Raw genomic sequence first — 12,616 nt, 5'->3', positions numbered from 1 at the left:
AATCACAAATAGGAGCACGAGAATGAAAGTACTTTCTTTTAGCGCAGGATTAAAAACGCTTGGTATAGCGAGTCTACTTTTAGGAAGTGGCGCCGCCCTATCTGCTGAACCCGAGCAATGTAAAAAAATCACTTTTAGTGATCCTGGTTGGACAGATATCGGCGCAACAAATGGTGTCGCCACCACGCTACTAAAAGCAATGGGATATGAGACACAAGTCTACCTTCTTGGCGTTCCCGTCGGCTTTGAGAGTTTAAAGAATGGCGAGATTGATGTCTTCATGGGCAACTGGATGCCAGCCCAATCTGCTTTCATGGATAAATACAAAGACAATATCAATATTATCCGTACCAATTTAGAAGGCGTGAAGTTCACTTTGGCCGTGCCTAAATATGTCTTCGACGCAGGTGTTAAAGATTTTTCAGACCTAGCCAAATTCAGCAAAGAGTTTCGTCAGCGAATATATGGTATTGATGCCGGTGCACCAGCAAATCAAAAGCTCCAAAACATGATAGATACCAATGACTTTGGCCTCAAAGACTGGAAGGTTGTCGAGTCTGGTGAACAGGCTATGCTATCTCAAGTAGCAAGAACCGTAAAACGCGATAACTTCATTGTATTCCTTGCTTGGGAGCCTCATCCGATGAATGTTAATTTCGATTTAAAATACCTAACAGGTGGAGATAAATATTTTGGCCCTAATTACGGTGGTGCCACGATAAGGACAGTCACTCGCAAAGGCTATACAGAAGAATGCCCAAATGTGGGTAAACTACTAAGCAATCTAGAATTTGGCCTGAAGATGGAGAATGAAATAATCGCTTCAGCTGAAAAACCAGAGCAAGCAGCTGCCAGCTGGATTAAAGCTCATCCTGAAACGTTAGATAAATGGCTACAAGGTGTAACAACTTACGATGGAAAACCAGCATTACCAAGCGTCAAAAAACAACTTGGCCTAATGTAGCGCAAATTTAAAAACTAAAAAACCGCACAATTTGACATTATGCGGTTTTTCATTCCAGTACTTCCAGCCTTATAAATTACCAAACTTTACTGGCGCGTTAAACGATCATTCCCTAACATCAATGGCGCTGTTGAACGATATGGATTGATATCCAATCCTCCACGCCTTACATAGCGTGCATAGACAATTAAACTCTCAGGCTTACACTGACGCATGATATCAATAAAAATCCGCTCAACACATTGCTCATGAAAGTCCGTATGCTCACGAAATGAAACAACATACTTCAACAAGCTTTCGTGGTGAATCTTAGGTCCTTTATAATCAATAAAAACTGATCCCCAATCTGGCTGATTGGTCACAGGACAATTTGATTTTAAAAGATGGCTCACTAATCTCTCTTCGACCACCCCCATTGATTCATCAGTTTCTAACAAACCAGAATTTGGGTGATATTCTGATATATCAACATCCAATTCATCGATGCAATAATCAGGCGTTAATACCACCAACGAAGCCATTGAATCAACATCGCGAATAATAACCGTCACTTCTGCACCAGCAGCACTTGAAAGATCCTTCTCGAGTATGGCCTGCACTTCTTCAACTGAGCCATACCGCATTTGATTCAATGAATTCAAATACAATTTAAAGGATTTGGATTCAATGATATTTGGCGAATTACAAGGCAAACGAAATTCAGCCAAGGCAACCATTGGCTTACCTTTCAAATTTAGCCATGACAACTCATAAGCATTCCAAACATCTTCACCAAAAAATGGTAGACGCTCAGACTCAATAGCCATCTCAGTCCATTTATCAACTCTTGCAATGGGGTAAAGCAACCCTGCATCGTATTCAGAAACATATTCTGTTTGCTGACCTAAGGGTAAAAAGCCCATATAACACTACCTCAACTTCTAATACCTTTGCCCTGATTGAGCAAACGTAGACCGAACCCAAACAACACCACAATAAATACGCAAACAATGACAAGTGCCCAATATACGTTGATATCAGAAACACCCAAAATACCGTAACGAAACGCATTAACCATATAAAGAACTGGGTTTAATAGCGAAACAGATTGCCAAAAATCAGGCAATAAATCGATAGAATAAAAAACCCCGCCTAAATAAGTGAGCGGTGTTAAAATAAAAGTGGGAACAATGGATACATCGTCAAAACTTCTAGCGTATATGGCGTTAACAAAACCGCCTAGAGAAAACATAATAGCAGTCAAGCACACCACAAGAATGGTTAGAAACAAACTCTCTAACGCTAAATGAGTAAAAAACAACGACAGCACGGTAACAATCAAGCCAACACACAAACCACGAGCCACACCGCCAAGCGTGTATCCCATTAGAATCACCCAATTTGGTGTAGGTGAAACCAATAATTCTTGCACACTATGTTGAAACTTCGCAGAGAAAAACGACGAAGAAACATTCGAATAGGAGTTGGTAATGACAGACATCATAATCAAGCCCGGCACAATGTACTGCATATAACTGAAGCCACCCATTTCACCAATTCGATCACCGATTAAGTTTCCAAAAATAGCAAAATATAATGTCATCGTAATGGCTGGCGGCAATAATGTTTGTGGCCAAATACGAGTAAATCGACGAATCTCTCTTACCAAAATCGTATAAAATGCGACCCAAATTTCCGAATTTTTCATCTATCTAGCCTTTAATTAATTTAACGAAGAGCTCTTCGAGTCGATTAGACTTGTTACGCATACTCACGACGTTAACGGAAATTGCATCAAGCGCTTGAAAAATAGCGTTGATAGACTGCCCTTTAATCACTTCAACTTCGATCGTACTCGCATCTTTACTCATTACCACACTGAAGCCAGGCAAAGCCCAGCCATTGGGCAGACTAGTATCTAAATCCAAAATAAAGGTTTCTTGATTAAGTGTTTTCAACAAAGCCTTCACACTGGTATTTTCAACAATCTCACCAGCATTAATAATGGCAATATTGCGGCATAACTGTTCTGCTTCTTCCAAATAATGTGTGGTTAAGATAATTGTCGTACCTTGCTCATTAAGTTTTTTAATGAATTCCCACATTGAACGACGAAGCTCAATATCAACCCCTGCAGTGGGCTCATCTAGAATAAGCACTTCAGGCTCATGAATTAACGCCCTTGCTATCATCAGGCGACGTTTCATACCACCAGATAACATTCTCGATTGATCGTTTCTTTTATCCCAAAGATCCAACTGCTTCAAATATTTTTCCGCTCGCTCTTCTGCTACGGAGCGACTAATGCCATAAAAGCCCGCCTGAGTTACCACCACATTAAAGACGGTTTCAAAAACGTTAAAATTAAACTCTTGAGGTACAACACCTAAATATTTTTTAGCTTTAGCAAAATCCTTATCAATATTTGTACCAAAAATGGAAACATTGCCCGATGTTTTATTCACTAACGAGCATAAAATACCGATTGTCGTAGATTTGCCCGCTCCATTTGGGCCGAGTAACGCAAAGAAATCTCCTTTTTCAACTTTTAAATCGATACCTTTTAGTGCTTCAAAGCCGCTATCATAGCGCTTTTTAAGGTCACTAATTTCGATTGCATATGTCATAATTGAAGTTCTCGTACGGCAGTAGCCGACTAAATAGTTACTTAATTAAATAGGGTTTTACGTGGAATCACGCACACAATACATACTTGACGCTTTTGCTGATTTACGTCAGCGCATCGCAGAACACACACCTTTTGATCAGCCAGAATTGGCAGAAGAAGAATTAGACTTCTTAGAAAAGTGGGACGACCTGATAAAAAATATTCAGGAAAACACCCATGATTATACTTTTGATGCCCAAGAAGTATTATCACGCTTCATACGATGCTACGCAAATCTAGTCCCACTAATAAAGAGGGAGCTATTATGGTTTATCGGTGGCGAATGCCTGCATTTTCTAGGTGATGAGGAAATTGCTCTTTATCAACAGCTAGAAGATCATTTATATGAGCTAGACAGTCAAAATAAAAGCTATGATATATCAAAAGAAATTAGTGCATTACGCGGCACACCAACTCAAATCCATTAAAAAGTTAGCTAAGGTGGACGGATAATAATCCGTCCACACAGTAGTGCCTAAGATATTTTCTTAAACACCAGCGTTCCATTCGTCCCACCAAAACCAAACGAGTTGTTCAAAACAACGTCTATTTTACGTTTTTGAGGCGTTCCAGGAACGTAATTTAAATCGCAACCTTCACCAGGCTCTTCTAAGTTAATCGTCGGTGGTGCAACCTGATCTCGAATGGAAAGTATCGAAAATATTGACTCGACTGCCCCAGAAGCACCAAGCAAATGCCCTATCATCGATTTAGTCGAGCTCATAGCAACATCCGAAGCATCTTCACCCATAAGAGCTTTTACAGCCTGTGTCTCCGCAAGATCACCGGCAGGTGTCGATGTACCATGGGCATTAATATAATCAATATCTAAAGGCGTGAGATGCGCATCTTTCAAAGCTGCTCTCATCGCAGATGCTGCGCCTTCACCACCTTCAGGTGGTGCTGTCATATGATATGCATCATCACTCATACCAAAGCCAGCGAGTTCGGCATAAATCTTCGCACCACGAGCGACAGCATGTTCGTATTCTTCTAACACTAAAATACCCGCACCATCCCCCATAACAAAACCATCACGGTCTTTATCCCATGGTCGACTTGCTGTTTTGTGGTCATCATTGCGAGTTGACAAAGCTCTAGCCGCCCCGAAGCCACCAATACCTAATGGGGTAATGGCCATTTCAGCTCCGCCAGCAATCATTACGTCAGCATCGCCATAAGCAATCATACGGCCAGCCATACCAATATTATGCGTACCAGTAGTGCATGCAGTAACTATAGAAATATTAGGGCCTTTAAAACCAAAACGAATTGCAACATGACCTGAAATCATATTAATAATCGCGCCTGGAACAAAAAAAGGAGAAATACGTTTTGGGCCTGACTCATTCAACAGCTCTAAGTTTTTTTCAATCATTGGCAAACCACCAATTCCTGAACCTATAGCGCAACCTACACGGTTTAAATCCGCCGTATCGGCATTAAGATTGGCATCATCCAAAGCTTGCACTGCGGCTGCGATACCATATTGAATGAAAAGATCCATTTTGCGAGCTTCTTTGACACTCATATACTGAGTCGCATCAAAACCATTTACTTGCGCTGCAAAACGGGTGGAAAACTGGCTAGCGTCAAAAGAAGTGATCTCCGATACACCACTTTTGCCTTCCAAGATATTATCCCACGTATCTTTCACATTATTGCCAAGGGGTGTCACCATTCCCATTCCTGTGACTACAACCCGACGACGAGACATAAGATTTCTCCAGCAATTCGCCCTAAATTCTCTAAGAGCTATTAATAAGAAAAGCCGCTGTAAAGAATACAAGCGGCTTTTCGGAAAACTCAGTTCACCAATATCTTACAAGTTAGCGTTGATGTAATCGTTCGCTGCTTGTACGGTAGTGATTTTTTCAGCTTCTTCATCAGGAATTTCAGTATCAAATTCCTCTTCAAGAGCCATTACAAGCTCAACTGTATCTAGGGAATCTGCACCTAGGTCATCAACAAAAGATGCTGAAGCAACAACATCCTCTTCTTTAACACCTAGTTGTTCACAAACGATTTTCTTAACGCGTTCTTCAATGCTACTCATTAGAAGTTCCTACTCTACTCATTAACAGCTCAGTGTGAGCATATTATAAAAATTCGATCACCAAAAAAAGTGTGATTCTCGACATGAACCGGAGACGTATTTTCGTTGAATTAAATATAAAATTCAACTCAAATTACGACATATACATACCGCCATTGACATGTAATGTCTCGCCGGTGATGTAAGCAGCGCCATTAGACGCCAAAAATGCGACTGCTGCCGCAATTTCTTCTGGTTGACCAAGGCGTGATGAAGGCACTTTTTCGACCAATTTGGCCTTGTGCTCTTCAGGCAACACTTTAGTCATATCTGTTTCAATGAATCCTGGAGCAACACAATTTACAGTGATACCACGAGACGCAATCTCTGCCGCCAAAGAACGACTAAAACCTTCTAGTCCAGCTTTTGCTGCAGAGTAATTGGTTTGTCCGCCATTGCCCATAGAACCAACAACAGAGCTAATACTAATGACACGACCGAATTTTGCTTTAGTCATGCCGCGTAAGCAAGCTTTTGTAACACGAAAAACAGAAGTTAAATTGGTGTTGATCACTTGATCCCACTCATCTTCTTTCATTCGCATCATTAAATTATCACGAGTAATGCCGGCATTGTTAACAAGAACCGTTGGTGCACCAAATTCCGCAGTAATTTCTTTAATTACCGCATCAACTGACTCACTTGATGACACATCAAGTACCCAGCCTTTACCATTAGCACCCAAATACTCAGTAATACTTTGCGCACCAGACTCGCTAGTTGCCGTACCAATAACGGTTGCACCCTGCTCAACTAAAGCAACAGCAATCGCTTTACCAATGCCGCGAGTAGCTCCAGTTACCAGAGCAATTTTTCCTTCAAGACTCATGCTTGCCTCCAACAATCTATTTCAAAAAATGCATTTCGGATCGTTTGTTACGAACCATGCACTTGTAGTACCTATAATAAAATTCTATTACGCAGATAAAGCCGCTTCAAACCCAGCCAAATCACCCAGAGAAGAAACCTCCAAGCCTTTAACGATGCGCTTATTAAGACCACTAAGCACTTTACCAGGCCCACATTCTACCGTCGAAGTTACACCTAACTCGGAAAGCAATATAACAGATTGCGTCCACAAAACTGGCTCGCTCAATTGAGTAACCAAGTTTGCCTTAATTACAGAAGGGTCAGAAACTGCTTGAGCCGTAACATTCTGCACCAAAGTACAAGAAGGCGAATTAAATATAATCGTCTCAAGCTTTTCAGCCAACTTAGCACCCGCTGAAATCATAAGCTCACAATGAGACGGAACACTCACTGGTAAAGGCAAAGCACGCTTAGCACCCGCTTCTTTTGCATTTACCATCGCAGCTTCTACCGCCGCTACATGACCTGCAATAACCACTTGACCAGGCGAGTTAAAGTTAACCGCACTAACAATACCTGGAGCCGCCACGCACGCAGCAACCACTTTGTCATCATCAAGACCGATGATGGCAGCCATAGCACCTTCACCTGCAGGAACAGCTTGCTGCATGTATTCACCACGCAACTTAACAAGTTCTACCGCGTCAGTGAAAGCAATCACACCAGCACAAACCAAAGCAGAATACTCACCAAGACTATGACCTGCAACATACGCAGGCTTATCACCGCCTTGCTGCTCCCAAAGGCGCCATAAAGCAACACTAGCCGTCAACAAAGCGGGTTGCGTTTTATCCGTTTGACTAAGTCTCTCAGCATCATTTTGCACAAGATCCCATAAATCATAACCAAGAACATCAGATGCTTCGGCGAAAGTTTGCTTTATTATATCGTGTTTTTCCGCCAAATCAGCCAACATCCCCAACTGCTGAGAACCTTGACCCGGAAAAACAAAAGCTAATTTAGTGCTCATTTAATCTCCTAGCTATAAAGCCTAACTACAAAGACGCGCTTCTATCGCAGAATATAAATCTGCTCGCGCAATATCAATTCCATACTCAATTGCACCGATCATAGCAGACAAATCTGAACTACCATGACCTTTTACCAAATTGCCACGCACTCCAACTAAACAAGCGCCATGCCTGCGTTCAGTTTGGTAAAAAGTCTCAAATAAGGATGACACACCATCCACCCCTTTAAACTTACTCATCATAAAAGACAAAAGCCCTTCTGACGCTTTTAGCACAGCATTCCCAACCATACCATCACAAACAATGACGTTTTTATCGCCATCAAACAACTCAGTACCTTCAGCATAACCAAAATACGCCGGCCATTTTTTACTAGCCAAAAGTCGATCTGTTTCTCGGATAACTGCACTTCCCTTCGAGCTTTCAACACCGACATTTAGCAGCCCAACTCGTGGCGCCTCGTCACTTAACGCTTCAATATACGCCGCACCTAATTCAGCAAAACCAACCAGCATGGATGGCGGACAATGAACATTGGCACCCAAATCCACCAAACAACGCAACGGATTAGAATAAAGTTCTCTTATTAACGCAGGATACAATTTAGGACGTAACACACCCAGTATGTGACGCGCCAATGCAACCATAGCTCCCGTATTACCCAAGGTCACAACGACATCTGAAGACTGCTGAGCCAATGCATTTAAAGACTGATATAGTGTACTGTTTCGACGACGAAACAAAGATAATACTATCTCTTCATCACCATCGATAACATCAGAGCAAGTAATCAGAGATAAACGTTCATGAGGCGCAGGAAGTTCAAGACCGGAATTAGGGGAATAATAGATGGTTATGACGACATCGTGATGGCGAGAAAGAATCTCCACTGCACCGTCAAATGCAATGCGGGGACCTAAGTCCCCGCCCATAGCGTCTAAAGCTACCCTGATCATGGGTATCTTAGTTACTCACCTTTAGGGGTGATAACTTGACGACCACGGTAAAAACCATCTGCAGAAATGTGGTGACGACGGTGAAGTTCACCAGTTGTCTTTTCTACAGAAAGAGTTGGACCAGTCAAAGCATCGTGTGAACGGCGCTGGCCGCGACGTGAACGAGTTACTTTACTTTTTTGTACTGCCATTTTTTGGAGCTCCTAACTTTACTTGGCCTTTAATTGGGCCAATATACTAAATGGATTCGGTTTTTCGTCATCCGGTGCGTCATCGGTAGACGAGGCATACTTTACAGCTGTTGGGTTGCAACCACTTTCTTCGTGATAGGCGACGATTGGCAGGGCAAGTATAATTTCTTGCTCAACCATGTCTGCCAAAATTACTTCACCATCGGTCATGACAACAGGATCGTAATTGTTCGGTAGATTCTTAGCATGATCTTCGTCATAAACGAATCCCAGCGACAAATCTAACGCCAGATCATGTGAAACAGCCCCCATACAACGTTGACAAACAACTTGTACCTGAGCTGTTAATGAACCGGTAGCAATATAGCGCCTATCCTCATCAACTCTAAAGTCTAGATGAATAAAAGCATTACCCTCATCAGAGGCTAATATAGCACAAAGCTCCTTAAATTCATTAAGGGGCACGTACCCTTCGAACGCTTGCTCATAGCTAGCGTATTTACGAGGGTCAAAATATTTAGGTAACGTATCATTCAACATGGCGGGGGATAATATTGCTAAGGGCCCATTTTGTCAAAGTCTAACTGCTCTTAAAGCACTTTTTTTCACTTTTTTAAGCCATTAGAGGCAAAAAAAAGTAGAATTCTCTTTCATCCCAATAAAACGATTAGAAAACAATGCAAAAAAAACTCATACTCGGCTCATCTTCTCCTTACCGAAAAGCACTTTTAGAACGCCTAAGAATCCCTTTTGAATGCCACTCACCCAACATTGACGAAAGCCCACGCCTACGAGAATCCGCTGTTGATTTAGTCAAACGCCTTAGTATTGCCAAAGCGCATGCCGTTAACCTTGAGCGTCAACAAAATAATCAAGACTCAGAAGACCTCATTATAACATCAGATCAAGTTGCAGTATTAAATAGCCAAATTTTAGGAAAGCCCCATACGGTAGAGAATGCCATAAAGCAGCTATCTAGTTTTAGCGGAAAAAAAGTAAGTTTTCTAACCGGTCTTTGTATTTTTAATCAACAAGACCAGTCTTATCAGTACTCATTAAGTGAATACCACGTCCACTTCAGGGCACTGACAACAGAAGAGATAACTCACTACGTTTATCTTGAACAACCACTTGATTGCGCTGGCAGTTTCAAATGCGAAGGCTTGGGAGTTTGTCTTTTTGAAAAAATGGAAGGAGATGACCCAAATAGCTTAATTGGATTACCGCTTATTTCTTTGTGTCGCTCACTTAGAGAGCTAGACGTAAACCCAATAGGCTAAAAGCAAACACTAATAGCCTTTAGGGAAAGAAAAATAGCTAGACTTTGGCGACTCAAGACCATCAATCGCTTTTAAAGCGGTTTCATAACCAAATTCAACCAACTCTTTAGCTCGCCAAAACTCATAGAAGCCAGAGATATCCTTAGGTATAGAGATAAGTAAATCTGGTGGATAGCCAGCTAACTTATACTGAGTAAGAGACTCTTGCATAGTCTCAAACATCATATTAATGGTCTGTAACCTTCCCCAACTTTCTGGCGAATACTTAGCTTTCTCTTCCAATCCATCTTTGTTTTTGCCAAAAAAACCTTTAGTGCTCAACCACCAAGCAGGTCCTTCTGGATCACTATCAGAGACGCTATCAATAACACGCTCGGCAGGACCATTAAGATCAACCGCGACAATATAATCCGCTCCAGCTGGCACAGAAGGAATTATAGGCAAAGGGTTCAACACCCCACCATCAACATACATTTGACCATTAAGAGTAACAGGCAGCACTAGAGACGGTATAGCAGAGGATGCTCGCATAGCGTTTATCAAATCGCCACGCTGAAACCAAAATTCTTTCTGATTCAATAAGTCGACCGCAACAGAGGTGTAGGCTATAGGCAGAGACTCAATAGTTGGTTCCCCTATCATTTCTTGAATTTTCTCAAAAAAGCGATCACCTTTTACATAACCACCGTTCAATATAGACATATCCAATAGACGAATAACATTTATTCTGTCTAATGATTCTGCCCATTCACGATATTCAGGCAGTTTACCCGCAGCAAAAACACCACCAATAATAGCGCCAATAGAGCAGCCAGAAATACTCACTATGTCATATCCACGATCTTCAAACGCTTGGATCACACCGATATGCGCATTACCACGCGCTGCGCCACTTCCCAAAACAAGAGCAACCGTTTTTTTCATATTCACTACTACCGCCTAAGGACGCACATAAACAAAAGAGATACGATTAACACCAAGAGACACAAGCCCCAGATCCGCTAAATTAATAAACCTAACCTTGGTTTTGAGTCGGTCCCCTAACCCCGCGGATAAAGTTGAGATAAGTTGATCTCCCCTCTCTATTGCACTTAAACTTCCTGTTTTCTGGCTAGTTACAAAACCAACCACATTTTGTCCCGCAGGTAAGTCATTAACAAAACGACGTATTCTAGGAATATCTTGGGCATCCATTTGAGCAACAATTTCAAACTCTGTGTCGTTCGCTTCAGTAGATTTCACTTCATCCAAACGAACCATAACATCGCCCGCGCCGCGACGATTAAGGTACAAGACCTGATAGACATCTTGCTTATTCTTCACCACAAGTAAAAATTGACTTTGATCCGAACCATACAAGAGATAATCGCCAAAGAAATTATTCGCCCAAGCATTGCTACTACCACAACTACGACTATCACACTCAAATAAGACACTACGCCCATCACTTAACATCTGCGAACGGTAATGAGCATAAACATCAGACAAAAGTGCATTGCGATTGATTTTGTATAGTGAAGAGAAATAGTCACCTTTCAAGCGAATAACTGTCTCAGGCTCCCATCCACTGCCAGCACGACGAATTTTACTTAAAGGAATCTCGACAAATTGTTCAGCCTGAGAATTACTTTTAACTAACTGTGCATCTCGATAAGGTTCAATCCCTAAAATCCCAGCAAAAGAAACACTGCTAAAAGTGGCCAATAGACATAACACAACACGAAATTTAACCATACAACCTTCCTTTCATCCTAGCTAAGGATGGGTTACGCATTAGTTTTGATCAATAAATCGCTGGATCTCAGTCGCTACTGCAAAACAAGTATCTGGTTCAAGATGAAAATGGTGATTTCCTTCAAGCCATTTCAACTTTATCCATGGGAATTGAGCCGCACGCTTTTCCACTAACTGATGATCATTTTGATAAATCCCATCTTTAGCGACCAAAGCCAAAGTTGGGCATTTAATTTCTTGCATAAAAGCCTGAACACTTTCTTCATCCATCCGAAATGGCGAAGGAAAAGTCAATTTACCATCATGACGCCACGTCCAAATTCCATCAGCGTTCTGCTTTGCACCACGCTCCACTAGCATTTTCGACGCAGATTTAGATAACTGAGTAAAACCGTCCATACGAGCAAGCACCATACCTTCTTTGGTTGGATAGCTGGTGTCTCTACCTAAGCGATATTTTGCCATTTTATTAACCGCTCGCTGCAACGTCACCACGCGATCTTCTGGTGTGCCACTTAACGGCCCCATATTATCAAGCACAATCAGCCCACGAACTTTATCAGGAGCAATAGCCGCCACCAACATAGCAACAGCCCCTCCCATACTATGACCAATCAACCAAACACTTTGCTTGGACTGGTTCAAAATAGAAACCACATCCAAAACATAATCCCATAAATGATAAAAACTTCCCGCTGGACGGTGTAAAGACAAACCATGTCCTGCAAGATCTAACGCAACATGAGAAAAATCAGACAAATGAGGAGATAAATTAGAAAAAGTGGCCGCATTATCAAGCCAACCATGCAGCGACAACACTTTAAGCGCTGATGTATTTTTAGGTAACCATTGAAGCGCTGCAATTTCAGTATGCGCGAGCTTATAAACGATTTCATTTCCCATATTTG

16 protein-coding genes are annotated in these 12,616 nt (G+C 41.7%); 3 read left to right on the top strand and 13 right to left on the bottom strand.

Annotated features, from left to right (window positions below; all coding sequences use genetic code 11):
• Positions 1-22 precede the first annotated feature (22 nt).
• Entirely contained in the window at positions 23-964 is a 942-nt protein-coding gene (choX, locus tag CYL31_RS10160) for a choline ABC transporter substrate-binding protein (protein WP_212918788.1), read from the top strand.
• Positions 965-1,050: 86 nt separating this feature from the next.
• Here the strand turns inward: choX and queF are convergent, their stop codons facing one another.
• From queF to CYL31_RS10145, 3 genes are read right to left on the bottom strand one after another with little or no spacing between them, the layout of a single operon-like run.
• Entirely contained in the window at positions 1,051-1,866 is an 816-nt protein-coding gene (gene queF, locus CYL31_RS10155; protein WP_212918787.1) for an NADPH-dependent 7-cyano-7-deazaguanine reductase QueF, read from the bottom strand.
• Positions 1,867-1,877: 11 nt separating this feature from the next.
• On the bottom strand, positions 1,878-2,651 hold the full coding sequence (locus tag CYL31_RS10150) for an ABC transporter permease (RefSeq protein WP_012069838.1): 774 nt from the start codon (positions 2,649-2,651) through the stop codon (positions 1,878-1,880).
• Between the two features lie 4 nt (positions 2,652-2,655).
• Positions 2,656-3,570 carry an ABC transporter ATP-binding protein gene (locus CYL31_RS10145; protein WP_212918786.1) on the bottom strand — a complete coding sequence of 305 codons (915 nt, stop codon included), beginning with the start codon at positions 3,568-3,570 and terminating at the stop codon, positions 2,656-2,658.
• Positions 3,571-3,631: 61 nt separating this feature from the next.
• Here CYL31_RS10145 and CYL31_RS10140 point away from each other — a divergent pair, with 61 nt between their 5' ends.
• The gene (locus CYL31_RS10140) at positions 3,632-4,039 is read left to right on the top strand and encodes a PA2817 family protein (RefSeq protein ID WP_212918785.1); all 408 of its coding nucleotides are present in this window, start codon (positions 3,632-3,634) and stop codon (positions 4,037-4,039) included.
• Positions 4,040-4,086: 47 nt separating this feature from the next.
• Here the strand turns inward: CYL31_RS10140 and fabF are convergent, their stop codons facing one another.
• The 7 genes from fabF to CYL31_RS10105 all read right to left on the bottom strand — a co-directional run bounded on the left by fabF (position 4,087) and on the right by CYL31_RS10105 (position 9,234).
• Positions 4,087-5,328, bottom strand: coding sequence for a beta-ketoacyl-ACP synthase II (gene fabF / locus CYL31_RS10135; RefSeq protein WP_212918784.1), 1,242 nt, complete (start codon positions 5,326-5,328; stop codon positions 4,087-4,089).
• A 105-nt stretch (positions 5,329-5,433) separates the two neighbouring features.
• The gene (gene acpP, locus CYL31_RS10130) at positions 5,434-5,667 is read right to left on the bottom strand and encodes an acyl carrier protein (RefSeq protein ID WP_012069834.1); all 234 of its coding nucleotides are present in this window, start codon (positions 5,665-5,667) and stop codon (positions 5,434-5,436) included.
• A gap of 133 nt (positions 5,668-5,800) precedes the next feature.
• Entirely contained in the window at positions 5,801-6,535 is a 735-nt protein-coding gene (gene fabG / locus CYL31_RS10125; RefSeq protein ID WP_212918783.1) for a 3-oxoacyl-ACP reductase FabG, read from the bottom strand.
• Positions 6,536-6,622: 87 nt separating this feature from the next.
• Entirely contained in the window at positions 6,623-7,546 is a 924-nt protein-coding gene (gene fabD, locus CYL31_RS10120) for an ACP S-malonyltransferase (protein ID WP_212918782.1), read from the bottom strand.
• Positions 7,547-7,567: 21 nt separating this feature from the next.
• Entirely contained in the window at positions 7,568-8,503 is a 936-nt protein-coding gene (locus tag CYL31_RS10115; RefSeq protein WP_212918781.1) for a fatty acid synthesis protein, read from the bottom strand.
• A gap of 11 nt (positions 8,504-8,514) precedes the next feature.
• Positions 8,515-8,694 carry a 50S ribosomal protein L32 gene (gene rpmF, locus CYL31_RS10110; protein ID WP_072839128.1) on the bottom strand — a complete coding sequence of 60 codons (180 nt, stop codon included), beginning with the start codon at positions 8,692-8,694 and terminating at the stop codon, positions 8,515-8,517.
• Positions 8,695-8,712: 18 nt separating this feature from the next.
• Positions 8,713-9,234: a YceD family protein gene (locus tag CYL31_RS10105; RefSeq protein ID WP_212918780.1), complete on the bottom strand. Its 522-nt coding sequence runs from the start codon at positions 9,232-9,234 to the stop codon at positions 8,713-8,715.
• Positions 9,235-9,371: 137 nt separating this feature from the next.
• Here CYL31_RS10105 and CYL31_RS10100 point away from each other — a divergent pair, with 137 nt between their 5' ends.
• Positions 9,372-9,974, top strand: coding sequence for a Maf family protein (locus tag CYL31_RS10100; RefSeq protein ID WP_212918779.1), 603 nt, complete (start codon positions 9,372-9,374; stop codon positions 9,972-9,974).
• A gap of 9 nt (positions 9,975-9,983) precedes the next feature.
• Here CYL31_RS10100 and CYL31_RS10095 read toward each other — a convergent pair whose 3' ends face one another.
• Genes CYL31_RS10095 through CYL31_RS10085 form a run of 3 tightly spaced genes read right to left on the bottom strand, consistent with a single transcriptional unit; the run spans position 9,984 to position 12,611 of the window.
• Complete coding sequence (locus CYL31_RS10095; protein WP_212918886.1) at positions 9,984-10,898, bottom strand: patatin-like phospholipase family protein; 915 nt, start codon at positions 10,896-10,898, stop codon at positions 9,984-9,986.
• A 15-nt stretch (positions 10,899-10,913) separates the two neighbouring features.
• The gene (locus tag CYL31_RS10090; protein WP_212918778.1) at positions 10,914-11,708 is read right to left on the bottom strand and encodes a DUF4892 domain-containing protein; all 795 of its coding nucleotides are present in this window, start codon (positions 11,706-11,708) and stop codon (positions 10,914-10,916) included.
• Positions 11,709-11,747: 39 nt separating this feature from the next.
• On the bottom strand, positions 11,748-12,611 hold the full coding sequence (locus tag CYL31_RS10085; protein WP_249411759.1) for an alpha/beta fold hydrolase: 864 nt from the start codon (positions 12,609-12,611) through the stop codon (positions 11,748-11,750).
• Between the last annotated feature and the right edge of the window lie 5 nt (positions 12,612-12,616).

This window comes from Marinomonas sp. A3A (genome assembly GCF_018336955.1).
In the GTDB taxonomy this organism is placed as follows: domain Bacteria; phylum Pseudomonadota; class Gammaproteobacteria; order Pseudomonadales; family Marinomonadaceae; genus Marinomonas; species Marinomonas lutimaris.
Note: the sequence above shows the minus strand (reverse complement) of the source record. Positions and strands in the feature narration are given on the sequence as shown.

What these genes read in the sequence shown, in the direction of transcription:
- CYL31_RS10105 (WP_212918780.1), bottom strand. Translation starts at nt 9,234, where the DNA reads ATGTTGAATGATACGTTACCTAAATATTTTGACCCTCGTAAATACGCT.
- queF (WP_212918787.1), bottom strand. Translation starts at nt 1,866, where the DNA reads ATGGGCTTTTTACCCTTAGGTCAGCAAACAGAATATGTTTCTGAATAC.
- CYL31_RS10150 (WP_012069838.1), bottom strand. Translation starts at nt 2,651, where the DNA reads ATGAAAAATTCGGAAATTTGGGTCGCATTTTATACGATTTTGGTAAGA.
- rpmF (WP_072839128.1), bottom strand. Translation starts at nt 8,694, where the DNA reads ATGGCAGTACAAAAAAGTAAAGTAACTCGTTCACGTCGCGGCCAGCGC.
- CYL31_RS10115 (WP_212918781.1), bottom strand. Translation starts at nt 8,503, where the DNA reads ATGATCAGGGTAGCTTTAGACGCTATGGGCGGGGACTTAGGTCCCCGC.
- CYL31_RS10095 (WP_212918886.1), bottom strand. Translation starts at nt 10,898, where the DNA reads ATGAAAAAAACGGTTGCTCTTGTTTTGGGAAGTGGCGCAGCGCGTGGT.
- fabF (WP_212918784.1), bottom strand. Translation starts at nt 5,328, where the DNA reads ATGTCTCGTCGTCGGGTTGTAGTCACAGGAATGGGAATGGTGACACCC.
- fabD (WP_212918782.1), bottom strand. Translation starts at nt 7,546, where the DNA reads ATGAGCACTAAATTAGCTTTTGTTTTTCCGGGTCAAGGTTCTCAGCAG.
- CYL31_RS10100 (WP_212918779.1), top strand. Translation starts at nt 9,372, where the DNA reads ATGCAAAAAAAACTCATACTCGGCTCATCTTCTCCTTACCGAAAAGCA.
- CYL31_RS10145 (WP_212918786.1), bottom strand. Translation starts at nt 3,570, where the DNA reads ATGACATATGCAATCGAAATTAGTGACCTTAAAAAGCGCTATGATAGC.
- CYL31_RS10085 (WP_249411759.1), bottom strand. Translation starts at nt 12,611, where the DNA reads ATGGGAAATGAAATCGTTTATAAGCTCGCGCATACTGAAATTGCAGCG.
- acpP (WP_012069834.1), bottom strand. Translation starts at nt 5,667, where the DNA reads ATGAGTAGCATTGAAGAACGCGTTAAGAAAATCGTTTGTGAACAACTA.
- CYL31_RS10090 (WP_212918778.1), bottom strand. Translation starts at nt 11,708, where the DNA reads ATGGTTAAATTTCGTGTTGTGTTATGTCTATTGGCCACTTTTAGCAGT.
- choX (WP_212918788.1), top strand. Translation starts at nt 23, where the DNA reads ATGAAAGTACTTTCTTTTAGCGCAGGATTAAAAACGCTTGGTATAGCG.
- fabG (WP_212918783.1), bottom strand. Translation starts at nt 6,535, where the DNA reads ATGAGTCTTGAAGGAAAAATTGCTCTGGTAACTGGAGCTACTCGCGGC.